This is a genomic window from Acetobacter persici, assembly GCF_018256955.1.
GTDB lineage: Bacteria > Pseudomonadota > Alphaproteobacteria > Acetobacterales > Acetobacteraceae > Acetobacter > Acetobacter persici.
Genome location: NZ_JAERKU010000012.1, coordinates 1 through 24,248, shown reverse-complemented (window position 1 = coordinate 24,248; position 24,248 = coordinate 1). Strand labels below are relative to the sequence as shown.

General features: G+C 58.9%; 15 protein-coding genes and 1 pseudogene. 11 read left to right on the top strand and 5 right to left on the bottom strand.

The genetic code is table 11. The features are described from left to right. Together JK199_RS12205 and JK199_RS12200 are read right to left on the bottom strand one after the other, a co-directional pair. Positions 1–1,788, bottom strand: coding sequence for a DUF885 domain-containing protein (locus JK199_RS12205; protein ID WP_212376369.1), 1,788 nt, complete (start codon positions 1,786–1,788; stop codon positions 1–3). 115 nt (positions 1,789–1,903) lie between these two features. Beyond that, on the bottom strand, positions 1,904–2,809 hold the full coding sequence (locus tag JK199_RS12200) for a dihydrodipicolinate synthase family protein (protein WP_077929711.1): 906 nt from the start codon (positions 2,807–2,809) through the stop codon (positions 1,904–1,906). Between the two features lie 246 nt (positions 2,810–3,055). Here JK199_RS12200 and JK199_RS12195 point away from each other — a divergent pair, with 246 nt between their 5' ends. From JK199_RS12195 to JK199_RS12175, 5 genes are read left to right on the top strand one after another with little or no spacing between them, the layout of a single operon-like run. Next, positions 3,056–4,213 (top strand): M24 family metallopeptidase, encoded by a 1,158-nt coding sequence (locus tag JK199_RS12195; protein ID WP_342356324.1) that lies wholly within the window; start codon positions 3,056–3,058, stop codon positions 4,211–4,213. A 24-nt stretch (positions 4,214–4,237) separates the two neighbouring features. After that, a complete protein-coding gene (locus tag JK199_RS12190) occupies positions 4,238–5,998 on the top strand; it encodes an aminopeptidase P family protein (RefSeq protein WP_212376363.1) in 1,761 nt (586 codons plus the stop codon). After that, the gene (locus JK199_RS12185; RefSeq protein ID WP_212376360.1) at positions 5,995–7,248 is read left to right on the top strand and encodes an NAD(P)/FAD-dependent oxidoreductase; all 1,254 of its coding nucleotides are present in this window, start codon (positions 5,995–5,997) and stop codon (positions 7,246–7,248) included. The genes JK199_RS12190 and JK199_RS12185 overlap by 4 nt, the downstream gene beginning before the upstream one ends. A gap of 9 nt (positions 7,249–7,257) precedes the next feature. Beyond that, a complete protein-coding gene (locus JK199_RS12180; RefSeq protein ID WP_212376357.1) occupies positions 7,258–8,817 on the top strand; it encodes an aldehyde dehydrogenase (NADP(+)) in 1,560 nt (519 codons plus the stop codon). Positions 8,818–8,860: 43 nt separating this feature from the next. Further along, positions 8,861–10,423: an APC family permease gene (locus JK199_RS12175; protein WP_212376355.1), complete on the top strand. Its 1,563-nt coding sequence runs from the start codon at positions 8,861–8,863 to the stop codon at positions 10,421–10,423. Between the two features lie 120 nt (positions 10,424–10,543). On the opposite strand, the gene JK199_RS12170 is transcribed toward JK199_RS12175, so the two are convergent. The 3 genes from JK199_RS12170 to JK199_RS12160 all read right to left on the bottom strand — a co-directional run bounded on the left by JK199_RS12170 (position 10,544) and on the right by JK199_RS12160 (position 16,678). Further along, the gene (locus JK199_RS12170) at positions 10,544–11,176 is read right to left on the bottom strand and encodes a GntR family transcriptional regulator (RefSeq protein WP_342356323.1); all 633 of its coding nucleotides are present in this window, start codon (positions 11,174–11,176) and stop codon (positions 10,544–10,546) included. Between the two features lie 139 nt (positions 11,177–11,315). Further along, positions 11,316–13,709, bottom strand: a complete 2,394-nt coding sequence (locus JK199_RS12165; protein ID WP_212376349.1) for a glycoside hydrolase family 127 protein — start codon at positions 13,707–13,709, stop codon at positions 11,316–11,318. Positions 13,710–13,780: 71 nt separating this feature from the next. Beyond that, positions 13,781–16,678, bottom strand: coding sequence for a DUF5695 domain-containing protein (locus JK199_RS12160; RefSeq protein WP_212376346.1), 2,898 nt, complete (start codon positions 16,676–16,678; stop codon positions 13,781–13,783). A 274-nt stretch (positions 16,679–16,952) separates the two neighbouring features. Here JK199_RS12160 and JK199_RS12155 point away from each other — a divergent pair, with 274 nt between their 5' ends. The 6 genes and pseudogenes from JK199_RS12155 to JK199_RS16060 form a co-directional block, all read left to right on the top strand. Beyond that, positions 16,953–18,425 carry a peptide MFS transporter gene (locus JK199_RS12155; protein ID WP_212376343.1) on the top strand — a complete coding sequence of 491 codons (1,473 nt, stop codon included), beginning with the start codon at positions 16,953–16,955 and terminating at the stop codon, positions 18,423–18,425. Between the two features lie 164 nt (positions 18,426–18,589). After that, positions 18,590–19,318, top strand: a complete 729-nt coding sequence (locus JK199_RS12150; protein ID WP_212376340.1) for an IclR family transcriptional regulator — start codon at positions 18,590–18,592, stop codon at positions 19,316–19,318. An 87-nt stretch (positions 19,319–19,405) separates the two neighbouring features. Further along, positions 19,406–19,804, top strand: a complete 399-nt coding sequence (locus JK199_RS12145) for a GlcG/HbpS family heme-binding protein (RefSeq protein WP_086654749.1) — start codon at positions 19,406–19,408, stop codon at positions 19,802–19,804. 24 nt (positions 19,805–19,828) lie between these two features. Further along, on the top strand, positions 19,829–21,064 hold the full coding sequence (locus JK199_RS12140) for an MFS transporter (protein WP_212376337.1): 1,236 nt from the start codon (positions 19,829–19,831) through the stop codon (positions 21,062–21,064). Positions 21,065–21,326: 262 nt separating this feature from the next. After that, positions 21,327–23,741: a TonB-dependent receptor gene (locus JK199_RS12135; protein WP_212376333.1), complete on the top strand. Its 2,415-nt coding sequence runs from the start codon at positions 21,327–21,329 to the stop codon at positions 23,739–23,741. 425 nt (positions 23,742–24,166) lie between these two features. Next, positions 24,167–24,248 (top strand): annotated as a pseudogene (locus JK199_RS16060) (ABC transporter ATP-binding protein); the annotation flags it as partial.

Genomic DNA, 24,248 nt, shown 5'->3' with positions numbered 1-24,248 from the left:
TCAGTGCGCGCTGTCTCCTGCGTAGGGGGAGCGGCCACCTGTCTGGATAAAGTGATCCACCGCGGCATCCAGCACCGGCAGCGGGACGGAGCCTGTCGCCAGAACGGCATCATGGAACGCCCGCAGATCAAACGCCTTACCCAGAGCCTTTTCCGCCCGTGCGCGGTTGCGGCGAATATCAGATTCCCCCAGATAATAGGACAGTGCCTGCCCCGGCCAGGCAATATACCGGTCAACCTCGGTATCAATTTCATGCTCGGATAGGGCTGTATTCTGCCGCAGATACTCCCGCGCCTGCTCACGGCTCCAGTGGAGATGATGCAGACCCGTATCAACAACCAGACGCGCGGCACGCCATGCCTGATAGGACAGATAACCGAAGCGGTCATAAGCCGTTTCGTAAATGCCCATCTCATTCCCCAGATATTCGCAATAGAGCGCCCAGCCTTCTCCGTAGGCGGAAATATAATTGAAGCGACGATACTGCGGCACTTCCGGCTGCTCTTCCGCCAGAGACAACTGGAGAGAATGGCCCGGTGAGGACTCATGCAGTGTCAGCGCAGGCAATGCATAAAGCGGGCGGGATGGCAGATCATAAGTGTTGACCAGATAGATGTGCGGCCCACCGCGCCCTGCCGTATAAACCGGGGCCACATCCGCAGGCACAGGTTCAATGGTAAAGCGCCCGCGCGGCAGGCGGCCAATAATGTCGCCCACTTTGCCGTCCACGCGTTTGGCCAGCCATGCGGCATCTTTCAGCAGTTCATCGCCCGTCTTGGGATAAAACTGCGGGTCGGTACGCAGGAATTTCAGGAAAGCCGCAAAATCACCCTTAAAATGCGTCTCCGCCATTACGCCCAGCATCTGCTTATGCAGGCCTGCAACCTCCCGGATGCCAATTTTATGGATTTCATCCGGGCTCATATCCAGCGTGGTATATTCCCGGATCTGGGAGCGATAATAGGCTTTTCCGTCAGGCTGGTCTTCCGCAGCCAGTGACTCCCGCGCATGTGGAAAATACTCATCCTGCATGAAGGCATAGAGCGTTTTATAGGCCGGGATCACCGTCTCGCGAATAGCGTTCAGTCCCTCCTGCCGCAGCTCAGCCTGCGTTCTGGCAGGAATTGCGTCCGGAAACTGTTTGAATGGCGGAGCGAAAGCGCTCTCTTCCGGAGTAACGGACGCCATTTTTTCCAGATCATGCAGGCGCTCTTCCACAATCAGCTTCGGCTGCACAAAACCGCGCGCAACCCCGGCTTTCATGGCCGCAATTTCATCCGCAAAATAGCGGCCTGTGTCGCGCAGGCGGCTGATATAGTCACGATAATCCTGTTCTTTGAGGAACGGCGTGTCGGACGGAGGCAGATCGCTCCAGAAGCCTGAATCCGCGTCAAACGGGATTTGCCAGACCTGCATCTTCTGGTCATCAAGCAAAACAGTTACCTGCTGCCTGTAGACCGCGTAATTCACCTGATCCTGCGCGGAAAGGCTTCTGGCCGGAATGGCATTCAGGTCCGCCAGCGTTTTTGTCCACCGCTCCAGCCGGGCCTGCTGTGTTGCCGGGTCCGCTTTAGGGAGATGCGCCGTGTGGTTCCCATCCGGCGTACTGCCCTGCAGGTCCATGCGCCATGCCCACTCTTTCTGGTAGAGATCCTGAAAGGCTTTTGTCGCGGACGGATCGGCTTCCGCCTGCGCATGGGCGAGCGGCCCATAACTCAGCAAGGCTGCCGTGGTCATGAGAGCCAGACGTCTGACAACAGAAATAGAGCGCGTGCGATAAGCCGGCATGATGCTAAACCCTTCTTTTCAATCGTGATACTTTACGCGCAATCCGCACCGGGAACAGGAGAATGGTAAAAAAAACGGCCCCCTTTGCAGGGAGCCGTTTGGGGGACAAGTCCGATCAGCCCAGTTTGGGGCGGCTGGCCGCAGCGGCCTCCACCATGCTGATAACCTGCTTGCGCCGCTCACCTTCCAGCGGCAGACGCGGGGAGCGGACACGCTCGCTGCCACGGCCCATCACCTGTTCCGCCAGCTTGATGGACTGAACGAGGTCATGCGCTGCATCCAGATGCAGCAGCGGCATAAACCAGCGGTAAATACGCAGAGCTGTTTCAATATCTCCACGCTGGAGGGACTCAACCAGAGCCACGGATTCCTGCGGGAAGGCGCTTGTCAGACCGGAAATCCAGCCTTTTGCGCCCAGTGTCAGACCTTCAAACGCTACGTCATCCAGACCGGCCATCATCAGAAAGCGATCACCAAAGCGGTTCGGCACATCCGTATAGCGGCGTGTGTCAGAAGAGCTTTCCTTCAGCCCCACAATGGTTTTGCAGTCTTCCAGTTCAGCCAGAACATCCAGTTCCACATTCACGCGGTAAGATGTCGGGTTGTTGTAGATGATAATCGGCAGATCCGTCGCCTTGGAAATTTCGCGGAAATGCGCAACCAGCTCATGCGGTTTTGGCACATAGACCATAGCGGGCAGCACCATAAGCGCATCCGCACCACTTTTTGCAGCCTGCTTTGCAAAGGCGACGGCACGCGGCGTCGTCATTTCAGACACGCCGACAAACAGCGGCGCACGCGTTCCGGCCACTTCACGCGCGGCTTCCAGAATCTGGACTTTTTCTTCAGGCTCGAGCGAATTGTTTTCACCGCAGGTGCCCATCATCACCAGACCATGCACGCCGTCATTGATCAGCGCGTCAATAACCTTCTGCGTGCCTTTCAGATCAACGGACAGATCTTCATTAAACTGAGTGGTAACTGCGGGAAAAACGCCTTTCCAGGTCATTTCCAGTGCCATGCGTGAGCCTCCTTGCTTTGCTCTCGTTTCGTTTATCGTATACGTAACACCATCGTAGTGACCCGTAAAGCATCCTCCGCTCGCTCCGTAAAAAAAAGCGTTCGCCCTCTCTCCCTCTCCCTGCTTTTCCTGATATACCCTGCAACAAACACTTTGTGACGAACACAAAATGAGCTGCTTGCTCATGCCTTGTAATTCGTTTATCGTATACGCAATGACCATCCTTTGTGTCTGGAGCCGCCTTTCGTGAGCACCGCAGCCCTTCTCCCTGCCCCGCCCGCCCCCATTGGCCGCGCAACCTTTGCGCAGCGCATCCGCACAGTGCAGGAGCATCTGGAAACAGCCGGGCTGGACGCCCTTGCTGTGAATGCCGGAAACAGCCTGCGCTATTTTACCGGCGTGCCGTGGGATGCAACGGAACGGCTGGTAACGCTGGTTATCCCCCGGCAGGGCACGCCTGTTGTAGTCTGCCCGCATTTTGAAACGGGGTCTCTCAAGGCCTGCCTGCGCACGGATGTCGAGATTGCCACATGGCAGGAGGACGAAAATCCGGCCCTCTGCGCTCTGGCACCCTATGCCGCGGGGGCTCGCATCGCACTGGACCCGGACTTCAGCTTCGGGTTTGTCACCGCCATGCGCAAAGCGCGGCCTGACCTTGCGCTGGAAGATGATGCCGGGCTGATTTCCAGCCTGCGCGCCTGCAAAACGGCGGAAGAAATTGCCCTCATCACACACGCCATGGCCATCACGCTCCGGGTGCATCAGGACGCCTGTGCGTTTTTAAAGCCCGGCCTTCCGGCCAGCGAGATCCGGCGTTTTATTGACGCACGCCACCGGGAACTCGGCGCCGATAACGGGTCCTATTTCTGCGCCGTTCAGTTCGGGCATGCCACGGCCTACCCGCATGGCATCCCCGGGGATCAGGTTCTGGCGGAGAATGATCTTGTTCTGATTGATACCGGCTGCCGTCTGGACGGATATCATTCCGACATCACCCGCACCTACGCTTTCGGGCAGCCGGACGCGGAACAACAGCGGATCTGGGAAATTGAAAAAGCGGCCCAGTATGCCGCTTTCAACGCTGCCCGCGTTGGCGCATCCTGCCATGTGGTGGATGACGCCGCCCGCGCAGTGCTGGAACAGCATGGCCTTGGCCCGGGGTACAGCCTCCCCGGTCTGCCACACCGCACAGGCCACGGGATCGGACTTTCCATCCATGAGGCTCCTTATCTGGTGCGAGGCAACACCACCCCGCTCAAGGCCGGGCACTGTATGTCTAACGAGCCGATGATCGTTATCCCGGAAACATTTGGTATCCGGCTTGAAGACCATTTTTACATGACGGAAGACGGCCCCCGCTGGTTTACCGAACCCGCGCACAGCTTTACGGCTCCGTTTAACTGATCGTCTGGAAGGACGGACACCAGCATGCCCACTCCCACAGAACGCCTGACGGCCCTTCGCGCTGCCCTGTCCGGCCTTGGCGTGGACGGCTTCTTCCTGCCGCGCGGTGATGAACATCTTGGCGAATACGTTCCCGCCTGCGCGGAACGTCTGGCCTGGCTGACCGGCTTTACAGGGAGCGCCGGGCTGGCTGTCGTCCTGCCAAAAAAGGCGGCTGTCTTTTCTGACGGCCGTTATCAGGTGCAGATGCGCCAGCAGGTGGAGACCTCGCTCTGGTCTGTTGAGCATATGTATGAGACACCGCCGCCGCTGTGGCTGGCGCAGCATGGGCGGGGCCTGTCCATCGGGTTTGACCCGCGCAGCGTCAGCGTTCGGGAGATTGAGGCACTGGAGCAGGCCGGATGCCATATGGTCGCACTCTCCTGTAATCCGATTGATGCCCTCTGGGCTGACCGGCCCCCGGCTCCGGCCACCCCGGCCTGTCTTCAGCCTCTTGCCCTCACCGGGCTTGAAACCCACGCCAAAATCCAGACCATTGCGGAAACACTGCGCAAAGCCGGGCAGGACGCCGTTATTCTGCCTGACCCGACAAGCATTGCCTGGCTTCTGAATATCCGCGGGCGTGATCTGCCTTTTTTGCCGGTTGTGCTCTGCTTTGCCATTCTGCATGCCGATGCCACGGTTGATCTGTTTATTGACATCACCCGGATTGATGACGCGGTGCGCGCGCACCTTGGCACCGCCGTCCGTGTGCATATGCCTGCGGATATGCAGCAGGTTTTGCAGACCATGCACGGCAAGACCGTCCGGCTGGATACAGGCCGCTGCCCTGTCTGGTTCGCCAGTATCCTCAGAGACGTCGATGCAACACTCGTAGACGGCACAGACCCCTGCCTGATGCCCAGAGCCTGCAAAACGCCAGCGGAACTGGAGGGGATGCGGCGTGCGCATCTGCTGGATGGCATCGCCCTCTGCCGCTTCCTGTGCTGGGTGGAACGCAAGGGTATCGGCCAGACAGAAGCTGCCATAGCAGACCATCTGCTGGCTCTGCGCCGTGAGTCCACCCTTTGTATCGGCCCAAGTTTTCACACCATTGCAGGCTCAGGCCCGAATGCGGCCATCATGCATTACGCACCGACTGCGGAGGCATGCAGCAGGGTGCAGGAGGATGCTTTTCTGCTGGTTGACAGTGGCGGGCAGTATACCTGCGCCACCACAGACGTCACCCGGACGATCTGGATGGGCACCGGCGCCCCGCCGGAGGAATGGAAAAAGCAATATACCTGCGTGCTTCAGGGCCTGATTGCGCTGGATCAGGCCATATTCCCGGCAGGCACGCATGGGTACAGGCTGGACCCGCTGGCGCGGTTGGCGCTGTGGAAAGAAGGGCTGGATTTTGACCACGGGGCAGGCCATGGCGTCGGCAGTTGCCTTTCCGTGCATGAATGGCCTCTCGGCTTCACCCGCCGCCCGGTGCTCGACCCGCTCTATGACCGGATGGTCATGACGAATGAACCCGGCTTCTACGCCCCCGGCTCCCACGGCATGCGTCTGGAAAACCAGATGGAGACCTGTGTGGCCTACAAAACTGAAACCGGAGACTATCTCCGCTTCAAAACCCTCACACTGGCCCCAATCGATACACGTGGCATCATGCCGGAACGCCTGACGGACGAAGAGCGGAACTGGCTGAACAGCTACCACGCGCATGTTCTGGAACAGATTGGCCCGCATCTTGCGGCTGAAGAGCAGGGCTGGCTGCAACGCGCCTGCGCACCGCTATGACGGAGGCCCTCCCTCCCCCCCGCTCCGTCCTCGTTCTGGGCGGCGGCATCATCGCGCGCACCTGCGCCCTGCGCCTTCAGGAACAGGGCTGCGCCGTAACACTGGTGGCAGAGCCGGACAGCACGCCGCCATCATGGGGGAACGCCGGACATATCGCGACGGAACAGGTGGAAGTTCTGGCCCGCCTTGCCACGGCAACCCGTGTGCTGTCTGACCATTTCCCCCGTGGGCCCGTCGCACTGGACTGGCGCAGTCTGCCTGCATGGCTGCCCTGGTCAGTCCGCTTCCTCCGTGCCTGCCTGCCGGGCACAGTCCGCCGGGGGGATGACGCCCTGCGCGGCCTGATGCTCAACGCCCTGCCCGCATGGAAAAGACTGATCACAACGCTGGACAGGCCAGACCTTCTGGACCTGCGCGGCATTGTAAAACTGTGGGAGGGGGATGATGCCGAGCAGAAAGCCGCCAGTGCTCTTCAGGCAGACCACGGCCCTGCACGCGCCATCCGCATGGAAGCACCGCAGATTGCGGCTTTTAACCAGTTTCTCTCCTCCCCGGTGAGAGCCGGAGTGCATTTTGCAGAGACCGCTCACATCACCAGCCCGCGGGACGTGCTGGACACACTTCTGGCCCGCTTTACGGCGGCCGGTGGCATAGCGCTTTCCGCCCGTGCACTCAAAATCGACCACGCGGCGGAGACGGTACGTGTCAGCACCACGCAGGGTGACCTGACTGCGGACCGCGTCGTCGTGGCCTGCGGTGTGCGTTCGGGGTCTCTGCTGCCCGATGTCCCGGTGCCACTGGTGGCGGAACGCGGCTACCATGTGGAATGGAGTCATGGCGGACGATGGACCCTGCCCAATGCGGTTTTTGAAGACCGGGCCGTTGTCGTCACCCGCTTTGGCTCCCGGCTTCGCGCTACCTCCTTTGTTGAGTTTACAAAAGATTCCTCTCCGCCCGATCCACGCAAATGGGAACGGCTTGAAGCGCATGTCCGCGCGCTCGGCCTGCCAGTGGCGTCTGATTTTGCACGCTGGCATGGCTCCCGCCCCACCCTGCCGGATTACCTGCCTGCCCTCGGCAGCTTCCGCCACACGCCACGCCTTGTGGCTGCCTATGGGCACAACCATCTGGGGCTGACTCTTGCCCCTGTAACCGCAGAAGCACTGAGCGCCCACATCCTGCGTGGCGCGCCCCTCCCCACAGCTTTCAGCCCGGACAGGTTCAGCCTGCGCTCCGGCTCCCGCATATAAGGACACCCCATGACTCTGACAGGCGCTCTTCTGATCGGCCAGAATACGGTTAACCGCCCGGAAACCTTTCAGGCCCTGAATGCCGCAACGGGTGAGGCGCTGGACACAGCGTTCTCCTGCGCAACCGCCGAAGATGCCGGGACTGCCTGCACACTGGCAGATGAAGCCTTTGACACCTTCCGCGCCACCACGCCGGAAGCCCGCGCGCAGTTTCTGGACTGTATTGCGGAGGAAATTGAAGCCCTCGGGCAGCCCCTTCTGGACCGCGCCCATGCGGAAACCGGCCTGCCTCTGGCCCGCCTGACGGGGGAGCGGGGCCGCACAACCGGCCAGCTCCGCCTGTTTGCGCAGGAACTGCGGGCCGGGCGCTGCCTTGACGCCCGGATTGATGAAGCCCTGCCCGACCGCAAGCCCATGCCCCGCGCGGACCTCCGCCAGATCCGCATTGGCGTTGGCCCGGTTGCTGTTTTTGGGGCCAGCAACTTCCCGTTGGCGTTCTCCGTTGCCGGAGGTGATACCGCGTCCGCTTTTGCCGCTGGCTGCCCGGTGGTGGTCAGAGCGCACCCGGCTCATCCCGGCACGAGTGAACTGGTCGGCCGCGCCATTCAGTCCGCCGTGAAAAAATGCGGCCTGCCGGAGGGGACGTTCTCCCTGCTGGGCGGACCGGATTATACGCTTGGCGCAGAACTGGTGCGGCACCCGGCCATTATGGCTGTTGGCTATACCGGCTCACGCTCAGGCGGCATCGCGCTGAGCAAGATTGCGGCGGCCCGCCCGGTGCCTGTTCCGGTGTATGCGGAAATGAGCAGCATCAATCCCGTCTATCTGCTGCCAGAAGCCCTGAAGACCCGTGCAGACGCTCTGGGCGCGGCCTTTATTGGGTCGCTCACCATGGGCGCAGGCCAGTTCTGCACCAATCCCGGCCTTATTCTTGCCCTCAGCGGCCCGGACCTGGATCGCTTCTGCCAGAGCGCGCAGGAGGCGCTTAAAACCGCCCCTGCGCCCACCATGCTCACACAGTCCATCCATGCGTCTTACGATGCTGGGGTGGAAACACTCGGCAGCCGTCCGGGCGTCACCCTGCTGGGGCGTGGGCCACACGGTGAGACATCCGGCTGTCAGGCTGCCGTTTTCACGACCGATGCCGCGCATTTCCTGCAAGACCCGGTGATGCAGCATGAGATTTTTGGTTCCTGCTCCCTGATTGTCGCCTGCCCGGATCTGGAGACGCTGCTGCGTCTGAGCCGCAGCCTTGAGGGCCAGCTTACCGCGACCCTGCACATGGAAGACGCCGACATTGCCACCGCCAGCCAGCTTATGCCGGTTCTGGAACGCAAGGTTGGCCGTATTCTGGCCAACGCGTGGCCTACGGGCGTGGAAGTCTGCGCGGCTATGGTGCATGGCGGCCCCTTCCCCGCCACAACAGACCCGCGCAGCACTTCCGTCGGCACGGCGGCTATTGAGCGCTTTCTGCGCCCCGTGTGCTATCAGGATCTGCCGGACGCGCTTCTGCCAGCCGGGCTCCGCAGCACAAACCCGCTGAAGCTGCCGCGCCAGACCAGCCACTAAAGCCACCGCCAGCCAGCCCCGAGACGGACGACAGGAGCCCTTCATGCCGCATGACGCCACACAGCATGATGACTCAGGCCACTTCAGGCAACGCCTTGGCCTGTTTGATCTGACAATGATCGGCTTCGGCTCCATCTTCGGCTCCGGCTGGCTGTTTGCCGCCGCGCATGTGGCGGATATGGCAGGTCCGGCCAGCATCGTCTCCTGGCTGATCGGCGGGATTGCGGTTCTGCTGATCGGGCTGGTCTATTGTGAACTGGGGGCGGCCCTGCCGCTGGCAGGCAGCGTCGTGCGCTACCCGGAACAGGCACATGGCTCGACCGCGGCTTTTCTGACCGGTGCCATGACAACCATCGCCTTCTCCAGCCTGATCTCCATCGAGATCGTGGCCGCCCGCCAGTATGCGGATGCCTGGACAGGGGGCCTGACCCGCAATGCCAGCGGAGACCCTACTCTGGCAGGATGGCTGGTCCAGCTTGCGGTAATGGGCGTGCTGTATGCTATCAACCGGCGCGGTATTGGCAGTTTTGCACTCATCAACAATATCGTGACGGTTTTCAAATTTCTGGTGCCGACACTCGTTGTCGTCCTGCTTCTGGCCGCCATGCACCCCGGCAACTTCAGCCTGCATGGCTTTGCGCCGCATGGCTTTCAGGGTGTGGAAACCGCCATTTCCGCCGGGGGCGTTATTTTTGCCTATCTGGGGCTGACCCCCATCCTCTCGGTTGCCAGTGAAGTGCGCAACCCGCAGCGCACCATTCCCATTGCACTGGTGGCCTCCATCACGCTGGCGATGCTGGTGTATCTGCTGCTGCAAACGGCATTTATCGGTGCATTGCCTCCGGCCCTGCTGACGGATGGCTGGAACGGGATCGCGACCCGGCTCAGCCTGCCCTTCCATGATATTGCTGTGCAGCTTGGTCTGGGTTTTCTGGCGCTGATGGTTGTGACAGATGCCATCCTCTCCCCCACCGGCACAGGCAATATCTACATGTCGGCCACGGCCCGTGTGGTTTATGCGTGGTCCAGAAGCGGCACGTTCTTTCCGGTTTTTCAGCGCATGGACACACAGCGCGGTGTGCCGGACAAAGCCCTGCTGCTGACATTCGGGCTGGCGCTGTTCTGGACCCTTCCGTTCCCCTCCTGGCAGGCGCTGATTGGGGTCGTGTCTTCCGCACTCATGCTCAGCTATGCCATGGCCCCTACATCGGCAGCCGCCCTGCGCCGCTGCCAGCCTGATCTGCCCCGCCCTTTCCGCCTGCCCTGCTTTTCCGTGCTCTCCCCTCTGGCGTTTGCTATCGCCTCCCTGATTGTTATCTGGACGGGGTGGAGCACCCTGTGCTGGCTGATGCCCGCCCTGCTGGTGCTGACGGGGATTTTTATGATGCTTGTGCGGCGGAACCTGTCCAGTGCAGCGTGGTCTCAGGAACTGCGCAGCAGCCTGTGGATGCCGGTATATTTTCTGGGGCTGCTTGGTCTCTCATGGTGCGGCCCGTTTCAGGGCACGGGCCTGCTGAACCATGCGTGGGATGATGTGGCGGTGATTGCCTTTGCACTGATTATCCACTACTGGGCAGCGCTCTGCGGCGTAAAAACAGCCCGGTAAAAAACGGAGACGGTTCAGGCGGTAAGTAAGCAGGCAGGCAGGCAGGCAGGCAAAGCAAGTTCACATTGCCTGCACCTGATAAGCCGGATTACAGGCAGACGGCTCTCGCAGGCTGGAATTTTATTTCAGTGCGCCCCGGAGATCATCCAGCGTCGTCTGAATATGTTTGCGCATCAGCTTTTCAATCTCGCGCTTGTTGCCTGCCTGCCAGCACGCCATCAGTTCACGATGTTCCTGATTAGCGCGGGTATCAATATCCTGCATGTGCATATGGAAGCGTACATAACGGTCCGCCGTCACGTTGAGCAGGGTCAGCACATGAATGGTCGTGGGGCCTGCCGCAGGCTGGACCAAGGCCAGGTGAAAAAGCCGGTTATACACGCCCCGCCGTGGGTCCTGCCGTGCGACGGCACTTTCCAGCTCTTCCAGACAGGCCTGCGCTTTTTTTGCATCTTCTTCTGTTGCACTCTGCGCGCCAAGAGCCGTCGCCTCCGGCTCAATCAGCAGGCGCAGGTGAAAAACATCCTCCGCTTCTTTGCGCGTCAGCGGCGTGACAAAAAATCCGCGCTTGGGGTGCAGAGAAACAAGACCATCCTGTTGCAGGCGCACCAGTGCTTCACGCACCGGGATTTTGCTGATTTCAAACGCTGCGGCAATCCCATCCTGCCGGATCGGTTCGCCCTCCCCCACCTCGCCATTCAGGATTTGCTCGCGGAGAACATCATAAAGCTGGTCTGAAATAGACCGCGACACAAGTCGCGTCTTCTGTGGGGTGCTCATATTATACAAACTTCACTTCTATCGCTCAGATCTTGTCTGTATAGCTAGGGCATTCCCCACGCCGAAACAACCAATACACATAAAGATGGCTGAAAATACCGGCCTGAGTGCGTTACTCCGCTTTTTTACGGGCCGCCAGCAAACGCACCCCAAAGAACGGACCATTGGAACGGGACCCACCGGGGACGATACGCACCGTCAGGCTCTGTTTTCCGCGTGTCCATGCTTCCGGAAGCGCAACCTCCATTTCCACAAACCGCGCTGGCGCCTCCGCAGGCCAGTTCAGGCCGGAAAGCGCTTTACCGTTAATGAGAATATGCGTGCCCCGTGTGCGCGGACTATCCTTGCTCCACAATGTCGTTTGTAAAACCAGCGGCCCCGGAGCAGCCTTGAGGGTAAATTCCATAAACCCGCCCGCGCGCAGATCCCGCCCGTTCCGCCCGCGATAGACAAGAGGCCAGGACTCATCCGCCTTCAGGCCGTGATCATGCTCCTGCTGCATCTCACCCAGATGAATAACATCAATCGTGCGGGCCGCGATATCCTTCTGGCGGCGCTGTTCCTCACGATACAGACCTTCTTCCTGCGTCCAGTCCGTTTCTGAAAAACACCGCAGATACAGGGCGCTGCGGCGCTTGTACTGCGCATAAAAAGGTTTGAATTCAAGCTGCGCCGGTCGTCCGGCCTGTGTCGTGCGATACACCGCCTCCTGCCCTGCCACCGGCACAAAATCCCGCACAACATCCGATGTGACAAGTGCCGGGTCCATAGCATCATAAGCGCCTTCGGCTGTGGCGAGATCAGCAGCCAACACCATTGGTCCGTGCAGGAGCGAGACAAGGTGCGGCGCTTCCACCGGGGCTTCCGTGCGCAGTGCCAGAGGCAATGTCAGTGTGACAGTATCCCCCTTACGCCAGACCCTGTTGATGGTGAGATATCCATCTTCAGGCTGCGCCGGGACGGTCTCACCGTTTACCTTTAGCCCAATGGAGCCCTCAACCCAGCCCGGAACCCGCAGAGCCAGACGGAAAGGCCCGGCCGCTTTCGCCTCTTCCACGCTCAGCGTGATCTGCCCGTCATACGGGTAACGTGTGTCCATTCGCCAGACAACGTCCTGAGCCACCCAGTGCAGGCGGGAGGGAATATAGAGGTTCACAAAGAGCGTCTCAGCGCCTTGCCACCAGATAGACTCTCCATGTTTGGCATGGCTTTCCATGCCAGTCCCCACGCAGCACCAGAAACTGTCTTCAGGAGTTGACCACTCCCGCACACCGGCGGTGATGGTCGGGGTCATGTAGGTAAACAGCCCGGTGTGTGGATCATGCGCCGCCAGAACATGGTTCAGATGCGCACGCTCGTAATAGTCAAACAGCGTGCTGTCCGGCTGCCATGTGTAAACCTGCCGCGTCAGCTTGAGCATGTTATACGTATTACAATGCTCGCAGGTCTGCTCCGTCAGATGCTGAGAAATTGTGTCTGGTTCAGAGAAATATTCCCGGTCCGCATTCCCGCCAATCACGTAACTATGGTGCCGGGTCACGGCTTGCCAGAAAAAACGTGGCCCCACCTGCCAGCTTTTATCCCCGCTTACCTCCGCAATCCGCCCCAGCCCGATCAGCTTCGGGATTTGCGTATTGGCGTGCCGGTTAGCCAGATTATCCTGCTGCGCCATTAGCGGGTCAAGCACCGGGTGGTCATAGGTGCGCTTTGCCAGTTTCAGCCACTTTACATCCCCTGTGCGGGCAGCCAGTTCGGCAAAACTCTCGTTCAGTCCACCATATTCGCAGGTCAGAACTTTCTGAAGCTGCGCGTCTGTCAATTTGCTGTAAAAAACCTCAAAAAAACCACCCAGCCTGACTGCTACGGCCAGCGCATCCGTATTCTGGCAGTAGGTTTGTGCATCAAACAAACCGGCAAATGTTTTATGGATATTATAAAGCGGAGACCATGCTCCGTTCAGATCAAACCCACCTGAGCGGATATCGCCATTTTCAATTTCAGAAAAAATTATTTTCCCAGAAGTAATTTTTCCGTCTTTTTCCTTGCGGGTAAAGCCTGCAACATACCCGTCGCCCCATTTAGTCTGAACAAGAGCCAGTTCCTGCACAATATAGGCTACCCTGTTGCGACATTCGGCATCCCCTGTCTGCGCATACATCAGAGCCAGAGCGGAGAGGTAATGGCCGAGCGTATGCCCGGCAATCGTGTCATTCTCCCACCCGCCATAGACTGCGCCTCTGGCAGGCAGTCCCGCCTGAGTGCGGAAGTTATGCAACAGCCGGTCCGCGCTCAGGCTCAGCAGATAAGCCCGGTTTCTCTCAACCGCATCAAGCCACGGGGAAGGAAGCAGCCGAACATCCTGCAGCGGCACCGGAGTTACAGCCTCTCCGGCGCCGCCTGCCCTGTCCCCTGAGGCAAATGCCCGGCGTATTCCGGGCACACCGGATACCACGCCACCCAGAGCCGCACTTGTCAGCAGGAAACGCCTGTTCAGTCTGATCCCCATACTCTTCCCTTCCCACCGTGCAAAAACTATCTTCTGTTTCCGAAAATAAAGCTCTCAGACCGTAATCCGTCTCAAGGCCGCCCTGCATGCAAATGCAGAACGGTCGCCGTGCTGTGCAAAGGTATTTCCCACGCGCCCCGCACGTCTGGTGGTGCGGGGCTCAGAACGTAGGGATGCGCAGGCACTCCCGCAGGGTAGTCAGCGCGCAACAGTGCAACCGGGGTCCAGCGGTCCGCTGCTGCGAGTGTGACCTCAATATCCTGAGAGGCAGGATGATACATCACAGCTTCAAACTTTCCGCTTTCCAGCGTCAGGAAGACGCCCGCCTGCGCGATGAAAATACGTGTTCTGGCACTATCTTTTGGCAGAACCGTCACGCTACCATCGCGATCTTCCTGCAGGAGTGCCCCAAAAGCCTGCCAGCCAAACGTGGGGTCTTTGATCACATCAACCTGCGTTGCAAGAGCATGACCATAAAACCCCATGCCGTAATCTCCGGAATAGGCATCAAACTGCATGGCATCCGGAGCAGAATGGAATGCGGCTGATCCAAACCCCTGCTGGTCAATATTGGTTAAAGCGCCCATCAGGCCGCCATAGGCCACACGGAGCATATACAAATCTGCGGGCTGAGCCTGAAAAGCCGAGAACAGCGGAACGGCATTCAGTGCAGAGCCATAATGGTGAATCTGCCGCTCAATCCGGGCACGTTTTCCGGCGTAGAGAAAATCCCAGTACCGGCGGGCATTGCCGTTATAGCCCCAGCTTGGCAAAGCTGGGTCATACGCCAGAATGGCATCCCGCGTTTCCGCCGCCTGTGCCGTATCACCAAAATAGGTCAGCCAGGCATACACTTCCGGCTGACCGGTGGAATCCCATGCCATTTCACTCCCATACGGGTAGCGCTGACCTTTCCAGACAGTCTCACGCTTTTTCATAAGCGTTTCGATTACGCCCGCTTCTTCTGTCAGGTTTTCCCGTTTTAAATCCCTGAGGATTTCAACAAAAACATCCCCCTCCATCAGGCCATACTGCGTGTAGTACGGGGCCTGCTGCATCATGGCTGTCATTGTGACAGCCGCCTTATGCAGATACCACAGCGCGTCATGCTGCTGCACCAGCCCCGTATGGTTGCGTGCCAGCCGATACAAAACCCAGTGCACCAGAGCGACATGCGGGTAATTATAAGCCCGCTGGATATCCGCCGCTTTTTCCCGCGACCATGACGCCCATGTTTTCCAGTTCTCGCCTGTCTTATACAAATCGGGGAAATGAGCCGGATCATAATAAAACAGGCTTTTCCGGACACCGCCTTCTGTCGGCCCTGATGCAACCTGCAAGCGGCCAGTCACAGTTTCATTGACAAACCGCTCCAACTTCGCAACTTCCTGCGGGTCCGGGTTGTCCAGCTCTTTCATGGCTGCGGCAACATAGCTGCCAGCCCCGCCCTCATCACTCAGCCCGGCAATCCAGACACGCGGCTCCTGCGTGACGATATGCCCGGCCTCCCGATCATACGTCATGATTGACGGGCTACGATGGAACGGGTCTGCCGGGTTTTCATACCACTGGCGTGAAAACAGGAAACGCCCCATCTCCTCAGCAGCCGTCCGGGCCGGATGGGTGACAAAATAGTTCAGCGTCTGCACACTGCCATCAGCGTACGTGACGGACAGGCGCGCCCGCCCCCATGTTCTGCCTTCCACCCGATAACGCTGCCAGACCCCGCGCGTACCTTCCGGAACAAGGCTCAGCGCCCCCTCCGGCTCCACGAAAAAAGACCGGACAGGCAGCGGCGCCTGAAGGGAGAGGGTAGCGGGCAGGTCCTGCGGCACCACATAGCCCGGCAGGCTGACGGCAACCGGCAGCCCATGCTCTGCCAGTGTTTTTTCAATCCCGCGCACACCGGAAGCAAACGTAAAGCGGATGCCAAAACTGCGTGTTTCACCGGGGTGTAAGCTAAACTGTGTCGGAGTATTCCACTGTGCGCCCGCGTTTTTCCACTCCTGCCCGGCAAAACCGGCGCTGGCGGGCATCCAGTCATAAAACCCTTCAAACGTCTGGCTCCGGGACGTGCCATCCGTCAGCACGGCACTTGCTCCGGAGGTAGCGTGAGGCGCATCCATAATCGGACGATATGCTTCCAGTGGTGTATGCCCCTCCGGCACCCCGAGCAAAACAGGCCCTACCCCACTCATGCGTGTGACCTGAATATACCCGCCGTCCCGCGCAATCGCGGGGTCTGCAAACACTTCGTGCCGGTGTGCCTCCTCCAGTGTTTCATCGGTAAAGTCATTCCCGAACACTAGCGGTATGCCCAAACCGCCAACTGTCACGGCCCGTTTGCCGGGATTGGTGACAGAAAACTCCAAAACCAGATCCTGCCCGGAAAGCCTCCATGCACGAACAACCTGTAACGGAAACCCATGCCCCAGAGAGGCAGTCATATCGTCCCGCCGCAGGACACTTCCCTGCCCCCAGTTCTCGGTACGGAGTTGTGTTACGGGCTGCCTGACATGCCATGAGGCGTAATCCTGCCAGCCCGTCTCCCCCTCGGTTTTCAGCCGGAAATCAATGTCACCCAGATGCGCAAAACCATTCCCCTGCCGACGCGCCTCTATGCGCCATGGCAGATAATCCGCGTCTTTATCTGTCAGGGCAGAAAGCGACCGCAGCGTTCCGTCTGATGCCTGAAACCGGAGAAAAAACGGCCCGGCATTGCAAAGGGTCAGGCTTTTTGCCGCATCACAGTGGAACACAGGCTGATCAGACTTATCGGATTGCCCTACAGCAGACCCACCCTGCGCAAAAGCCGACAACGGCCCCACAATGCCTGCCCCGCCTAACCCCGCCAGTATGAGAGCGCAGGGGACACGCTGCCAGAGCATCCGTGTCCGGAAGCCCATGCACCCGGAAACCGTATTCCTTCCGGTGGGGCGGCCCGCCTGCCCTGCAAAACCTCGTCTCACTGTGCTGAAGCCTCTCAATCACGGGAACATCTTTAATATATCGTATACCATTTTTGGCAAGAGAGGTAGATTTTATCGCGCGCGCTTTCAAGAAAATCAGAAAACGGGTTGCTGGAAATATCAATCACTTTTTCAGACTAATTTCTTGTCCGAACCGATCTTCTCTGTATGATCGTATACGAAATAAGAAACCAGACTTTCGACCCGCTCTCCCCCGCCAGCTTCTTAGCCGCATAGCTTCCTCTGCGCGTGTGACGATGTAAGGACCCTCTCTGTGCAGCCAGATGCCCCTCCCCTGACCGCCCGACGCTCCGCTTTTTTAACTCTACTGGTCACGGAAGCCGCGGAACGGGCCGGGTTTTATGGCATGGAGGCCATCTTGCTGCTGTTTATGGTGCAGCAGCTTGGCATGGCCGATATGGGGGCGGATCTGCTTGTAGGGGCTTTCGCGGCCATGATTTACGCCACACCTCTGCTGGGCGGGTGGCTGGGAGACCGCGTTTATGGAGCCCGGCGCACAGTAGTGCTGGGGTCCATTCTGCTCAGTGCAGGTTATGGCCTGCTTGCTCTGTCCACTGTGTATCGCACACTGTTTGAACCCGCACTGGCACTGGCTGCAACCGGCAACGGGCTCTTCAAACCCAACGCCGCCCAGCTTATTCGCTGCCTTTATGAAGACCAGCCGCAGGAGCGGGATTCCGCCTTTACCCTCTATTATATGGCCGCCAATGTTGGCTCCGCTCTCTCCATGCTGTGTATTCCATGGGTGAGGGACCATGCCGGGTCTCTCACCGCATTCGGGCTTTGTGTGGCCGGGCCTGCCTGCGCGTTACTGATTTTGCTCTCCCGCACGCGGGCCTTACGCCTTACAGGTTCCGCACCAGACTACGCCCCCCTCCAGTTCCGCGCCGCGGCGGCCGGTGCGGGAGCCATTGCGCTCTGCGCGCTCGCGGTTATGGCCGTTCTCTCCAGCGCCTCTTTCGCCAGACTGGCTGTTCTGGGCTGCCTCGCGCTGGTGGCTTTACTCTGGGTGGCACTCTACCGCCGTGCGGCCTCACGGGAGCGGCTGAATCTGGTCACCATGGGGGTCATGCTGCTGCAAAGCATTGCGTTCTATTGCTTCTACCAGCAGATGCAAACTTCCCTCACCCTGTTTGCCCTCACCCATGTTGATGGCACGTTCCGGCTGGCAGGGCATGCCCTGTTCACACTTTCAGCCGCTCAGTTTCAGGCGCTTGACCCGATCTTCATTATTCTGCTCAGCCCCCTGCTTGCCAAACTCTATCATGCTCTTGCCAGCCGGAACCGGGACTTCTCCCTGCCGACAAAATTCGCGGCAGGCTTCGGTTTTGTAGCCCTGGCCTTTTTTATCTGGTGGGGCGGCACCTATCTTGCTGGCCCCGGCCTGACCAGCGCATGGCCCATGCTGGGCGGTTATTTTGCTCTTGCCACGGCCGAATTACTGATTGGCGGCTTAGGGCTGGCCGTTATTGCCCGCTACGCGCCCGCCCACCTGAATGGCCTGATGGTCGGGGCCTATTATCTGACCGTCGGAGCCGGCATGTATTTAGGGAGTGAGATTGCCAGCCTCGCCAGCCCGCCTGCAACAGCCGTCCCGCTCTACAGTCATCATTATGAAACACTGTTTGGCATTTTGTGCCTGTGCGGCTTCGGGCTGGTCAGCGTTGCCCTCCTTCTGGCCCGGATGCTCAACACTCTGGAAGATCGTCATCAGGCGAGGGTTTAGCCCCTGAGCGGTCTGGCCAGCACGCGCGCACCATTCAAGCTGGTCCGGCTAGCACGGCAGACAGCCAGAAAGAAAATCCGTAAAAGTTCATCCATACTGAACACGCCCCCGTTCCCAAAGACAGGTTGCTCACGATAAAGCGTGAACATCAGGAGACCTGTCCCATGGGCAAAACCCCGAAACTGATTCAGTCCATTGAACGCTCTGCCGCCATTCTGGAAATTATTGCCCAGGAGGGTGGCAGCGCACGCCTGCAACAGATTTCCGGCATTTCGGGGATTGGAAAAACCACCGTCCATAACATTCTCCAGACTCTGGACCATCTGGGCTATGTGCAACGCCGGACGGGGGACATGCGCTACCATCTGGGTGGCCGCATTCTCAATCTCTCCCGCATTGCGGGCGACGATAATGCGCTGCGCGCACGCCTCCGCCCAACGCTGGAAGCCATTGCGCAGGAAAGTGATGCCACTGTCTGGCTGGCGGTTCCCAGCGGGGATGAGGCCGCCTATCTGGATATTATCAACCTGCCGGACCCGGCACTGATGGGGACCATTCCGCGCCGGGAAAAGCTGGAAGGCTCCGCTGTGGGTCTGGTTTTTCTGGCCTTTGTGCCCGGCCTTGGTAAACGGGTGCTGAGCACCCGCGCCAACGCCCTGAACAGTGACATTCTGGCCCAGATAAACACTGTCCGCATCAAGGGCTTTGCGCTGGATCTGCAAACCTATCACCCGGGCGTACACGGGGTGGCCATTCCCTGGCGCGACAACGGCGAAGTACGGGCCAGCATCTGCCTGACAGGGCCCGCCAGCAAGCTTCCGCCCCACCGCCTCAGCCGTCTGGCATGGATGATGATGAAGCAGGTCGAGCGCATGGATATCCAGAACTGTTGAACAAATAAGCTTTCCCTTGCGCGCTGCATTCCCTTATTGACCGGCGCAACGCCTCTGCGCCTTTTTCCAGAAAGCGATTTTTCCGTTATGAACTGCACTGCCGCTCACGCCATGCTGAACGCCGCCCTGGCTGAAGCACACCGCATGAATGTCTCCGTCTGTATTGCCATTGTGGATGCCGCAGCATGGCCTGTCGCGTTCCTGCGCATGGACAATACCATTCTGGGGGCCATTGATATTGCCAATAAAAAAGCCCGCACAGCCGTCCTGTTCCAGATGGACAGTGCCGAATTTGCTGAAATTGCCCACCCCAATGCCCATGCCTACACGCTGGAAAATACCAATGGCGGGCTGATCAGCTTTGGTGGCGGCCTTGTGCTGAAAGACGCTGATGGAACCGTTGTGGGAGCCATTGGTGTCTCCGGTGCCAGCACCGCTGATGATATTGCCATTGCAACCGTCGCAGCCCGCACTCTGAACGCCTGAACGTTTTTTTAGCCGAGACACTTTATGACAACAGAAACCGTATTGCCTGAGGGCACCATGACTGTGGTTCCGCCGCCGCACGGCAGAACCGCAGCCCTTTTTACCCTGACATTCGGCACATTTGTTGTCGGAACCGGGGAGTTCGCCATTATGGGCATGCTTCCTGAATTTGCGCAGTCCCTCAACCTCTCTCTGGCGGATGCGGGCTATGCCATTACCGCCTACGCGCTGGGGGTGGTGATTGGCGCCCCCCTTATTACCATTCTGGGGGCACGCCTCTCCCGCAAGGAACTCCTGCTGGTTCTGCTGATCATGTTCTGTCTGGGCAACTTCCTGAGCATTGTCATGCCAACGGCGGGGCTGGTTGAAGTCGCCCGTTTTCTGACAGGGCTGCCCCATGGCGCCCTGTTTGGCATCTCGGCACTGGTGGCGGCCTCTATGGTGGAGCGCTCCCGCCGGGGCTGGGCGGTTGGCCGGGTGCTGTCCGGTATTGCCATTTCCACGCTGATTGGCGCACCATTTTCCACGTTTGCGGCAGACCATTTTGGCTGGCGGATTGCCTACCTGATTATCGGCGTCTTTGGCGGCCTGACCTTTCTGGGCGTGCTGCGCTATATTCCGGCCGATAAACCCAACCGGAAAAACTCCCCGCTCCGGGAAGTCACCGCACTGGGCAACACACAGGTCCTGCTTACCCTGCTGACGGCAGCCATCGGCTTTGGCGGCATGTTTGGCATTTACACCTATCTGACCAGTGTTCTGCAAAACGTCACGCATGTGCCGGAATGGCAGATCATGATCTATATGGTCATCTGGGGTGCGGGCATGCTGGTTGGCGCAAATGGCGGGGCCTGGCTGGTGGACCGTAACATCAACCTCGCCGCCATTCTGGCTCTTGCCGGGAGCGCTGTGATTATGCTGGCTTTTTCCGCAGTTCTGCACAGCAATATCAGCCTCATGGTCATTGTTTTTCTGGTCCCCACCTTTGTCAACGGCCTTGGCCCGGCACTTCAGACCCGGCTGATGGATTTTGCGGGCGATGCCCAGACACTCGCGGCCTCGCTCAACCATTCCGCTTTTAATATTGCCAACGCACTCGGGGCGTCTCTTGGCAGTGTGCTGCTGGCAAATCAGTTCGGGTATGGGTCACTTGGCGTGGGTGGCGCCATTCTCTCCGTTGGCGGCCTGCTGGTTTATCTGCTGGCTCTGGCTCTGCTGAAAAAAAGCGGGCAGCAGGAAGAGCGGAGCCCTATTCTCTAAAACTCAGCTTTTTCCTGAGAAAAGCCTCCTTCCCCGCACTCTGTGCAGGAAGGAGGCTCACGCTTTTCCCTCATGCGGGCAAAGCCTTGTGCAGCCCCCACGCCACAAATCGCGATGTTTGTGCAACAGACCGGGGGAAAAACTGTCTTAAAATGTCACAAAAACATCACACCCTTCCTTGAAGGCTTTGCATATCTGGAGGTTCAACGGCTAAGAGACCGCTTCTCTTTGACCCGCATCACCCCCCGGAGTGCTGACCGAAGTGCGCACCAAACACCTGCTTTTGTCCTCTATCACGCTGTTCGCTGTCGAACGCCCGGCTCTGGCCGCTGAAGCCACCGCACAGCACAAGCATGCGCCACGCCATGCGCAGCCGGTTTCCGCTCATGCCCCGGCAAAGGCGGAGAGCACTCCGAAGACCAAAGCCCGACCCGCCACCAGTCATCACAGCAAACCGGCCGATCTGGAATCGCACGGCACAGAAAGTGTGTCCGTCACCGCACGCCAGCTGACCGGGCGTGATGCGGAACAGGCTGTCACCAAGGCCATTATGCGGCAGTATGTGCCGGGTACCAGCCCGTATAAAATGCTGGACCGGATGCCGGGGGTCAGTTTTTCCTCCACAGACCCGTTCGGCATCGACAGTTTTGGCGCCAATCTGTACGTGCGCGGGTTCTTCATGAACCAGATGGGCGTTACGGTGGATGGCGTTCCTCTGAATGACCAGACCTACCAGTCTGTCAGCGGCATGAGCCTCGCCTCCTCCATCATCCCGGATGATATCCAGTCCATGCGGATGTCACAGGGGGCCGGATCGGTCGAACTGCCCTCCACCAACACGCTGGGCGGCACCATCCAGATTGGTTCATCCGACCCGTCTGAAAAGCGTGGCGGCAAGATCAGCCAGTCTTTCGGCAGCTACAATTCCTATCGTACCTATGTGCGGCTGGATTCTGGCAAACTGAACGATACCGGCACACGCTTTTATACCTCCTATGCCCGCACGGATGAAGGGATGTGGATGGGCCGCGGCGACCAGTTCATGCAGCAGGTTGATGCCAAACTGGTGCAGCCCATCGGCCACCGCAGCCGCATGTCCGCCTTCTTCAACTGGTCAAGTCTGGCTCAGTGGAACTACCCGGATACCTCCATCGGCATCCTAAAAAATCTCGGCTGGCGCACTCCGCATCTTTATCCCAATTACGCGCAGGCCTACGGCATTGCCAATGGCACCCTGCCGGTGCCCCCGGGCTATAACAACGTGCCGGGTATCAACGGGGCCGACATCGCCATGTATGATGGCGGGCAGTCTGAAATCAACTTCATGGGCGGTCTGCATTTTGACCTCGCTTTGACAGACCGCCTGACATGGAACACCACCATCTACGGCCACAGCCAGACCGGCTATTACAGCTACACGGATTCAGAAGATCCCTCGCCCAACGGCGCACCATTCTCTGAAGAAGTCTGGCAGAACCGTCAGGAACGCTACGGCATAGATACCAGCCTGCGGTACAAATGGGGCCGCCACACCATTGAAGGCGGTGTCTGGTATGAAAACAACAACCAGCAGGCCGGACTTTTCAATTACCAGCAGCCTGTTCTGGGGGAAGGCGCACCGCTGAAGGCCGTTGGCCCGTATGATGTTTACGGCAAGGCCTTTCTGCAGGGCTACAACTTTCAGTGGACCACCAACGTCATGCAGTTCCATCTGCAGGACAGCGTTCAGCTGACACCGGGGCTGGTGCTGCATGCCGGGTTTAAATCCATGGTGGCGACAACGGCCGGTGGCGCAAACTATAACAATGCCGACTGGACGGGGGCGGATGCCCTGCCCAATGGCTCTCTGACAGCCTCACAGGCCTTCCTGCCGCACATCAATCTGGACTGGCACCTCAACGACCACCACGAATTCTATGTAGACGTGGCTGAAAACATGCGCGCCTATGAAGTCTCGGCGTACGGTGTGGCCAACTCCATCTACTCCGTGCAGGATCAGGCAACCTTTCAGGCCCAGAAAAAGGCGCTGGAACCGTCCAAGGCGTGGGTCTATCTGGGCGGCTATCGCTATACGTCCCGCTACCTTCAGGCAAACGCGACCGTTTATCACGCCAGCCTGATCCATCCGCTTCTGGCGGCAGCCGTCGGGTCTCTGACCAACCCGGTCTCTCAGGTGATCGACTTCGGCCATATCTCCATGACGGGTGCCAACGGGGCCATTACGCTGACCCCCATCCCCGGCCTGAACTTTACCAATACGCTGAGCTATAACAAAGGCACGTATGACCGGAACGTCGATACCGTCGGCGGTTATTACGCGCTCTCAGGCAAGAATATCGTCAACTATCCGGCATGGATGTACAAAACAGCCCTCTCCTATACATGGAAAGGAGCCACAGCGCATTTTGACGCCAACTATTTTGGCCGCCGTTATTACAGCTTTATGAACGATACCTCCGTTGCCGGCTACTGGGTTGCCAATGCCGGGCTGGAATATCGCTTTGGGGATCTGAGCGTTCTGAAGAACGTCACAGCCAGCTTTAACGTCTATAATCTGTTCAACAACAAATATATCGCCATGATGGGCCAGAACGATAACCCTGCCGTTGGGGATTATCAGTCCATGGAACGCGGCGCCGTGCGCGAGTTTTTTGGTACAGTCAGCACCTCGTTCTAACAGGCGGGAGGGGAGACCTGCCTCCCCTCCACCTTTGCAGCGTATCCGGCGCAAGTAACGCTGAAGCATTCACTAATATCCTGTTTTAAAAAGAGACTTTTCTCCTTTTAAAAAAAGAGATTCCCCAGAAAAAACTGTCATAAATCTATCATCTTTCATTCATCGTATTTCGCGTTCATTTTTCGTAAAGAAGCGCAATATCACTCAATGATGGATGCGTAATGTCCCAGACAGTCATGAATTCTTCTGAAGAGAGTATGCAGGCCACACGCCCGAATATGGACGTCGGCAACAAACCTCTTCATGTCATTATTTTCTTCGCCGTGCTGATTGGCGCTCTGGGCTTTGCGGCCTTCAGCATCCTTCAGGACATGCATTCCGCAGGGGAAGGCCCGCTGGCCGTCGGCACCTTTGTGCTGCTGGGCATTGCGCTGGTCGGGCTGGAAGATGCGGCGGACCGCTGGCCGAGGCGTCTGTCCGGCGGCCAGCGTCAGCGCGTTGGGGTTG

What these genes read in the sequence shown, in the direction of transcription:
- JK199_RS12165 (WP_212376349.1), bottom strand. Translation starts at nt 13,709, where the DNA reads ATGGGGATCAGACTGAACAGGCGTTTCCTGCTGACAAGTGCGGCTCTG.
- JK199_RS12180 (WP_212376357.1), top strand. Translation starts at nt 7,258, where the DNA reads ATGACTCTGACAGGCGCTCTTCTGATCGGCCAGAATACGGTTAACCGC.
- JK199_RS12140 (WP_212376337.1), top strand. Translation starts at nt 19,829, where the DNA reads ATGACAACAGAAACCGTATTGCCTGAGGGCACCATGACTGTGGTTCCG.
- JK199_RS12150 (WP_212376340.1), top strand. Translation starts at nt 18,590, where the DNA reads ATGGGCAAAACCCCGAAACTGATTCAGTCCATTGAACGCTCTGCCGCC.
- JK199_RS12185 (WP_212376360.1), top strand. Translation starts at nt 5,995, where the DNA reads ATGACGGAGGCCCTCCCTCCCCCCCGCTCCGTCCTCGTTCTGGGCGGC.
- JK199_RS12175 (WP_212376355.1), top strand. Translation starts at nt 8,861, where the DNA reads ATGCCGCATGACGCCACACAGCATGATGACTCAGGCCACTTCAGGCAA.
- JK199_RS12205 (WP_212376369.1), bottom strand. Translation starts at nt 1,788, where the DNA reads ATGCCGGCTTATCGCACGCGCTCTATTTCTGTTGTCAGACGTCTGGCT.
- JK199_RS12200 (WP_077929711.1), bottom strand. Translation starts at nt 2,809, where the DNA reads ATGGCACTGGAAATGACCTGGAAAGGCGTTTTTCCCGCAGTTACCACT.
- JK199_RS12145 (WP_086654749.1), top strand. Translation starts at nt 19,406, where the DNA reads ATGAACTGCACTGCCGCTCACGCCATGCTGAACGCCGCCCTGGCTGAA.
- JK199_RS12190 (WP_212376363.1), top strand. Translation starts at nt 4,238, where the DNA reads ATGCCCACTCCCACAGAACGCCTGACGGCCCTTCGCGCTGCCCTGTCC.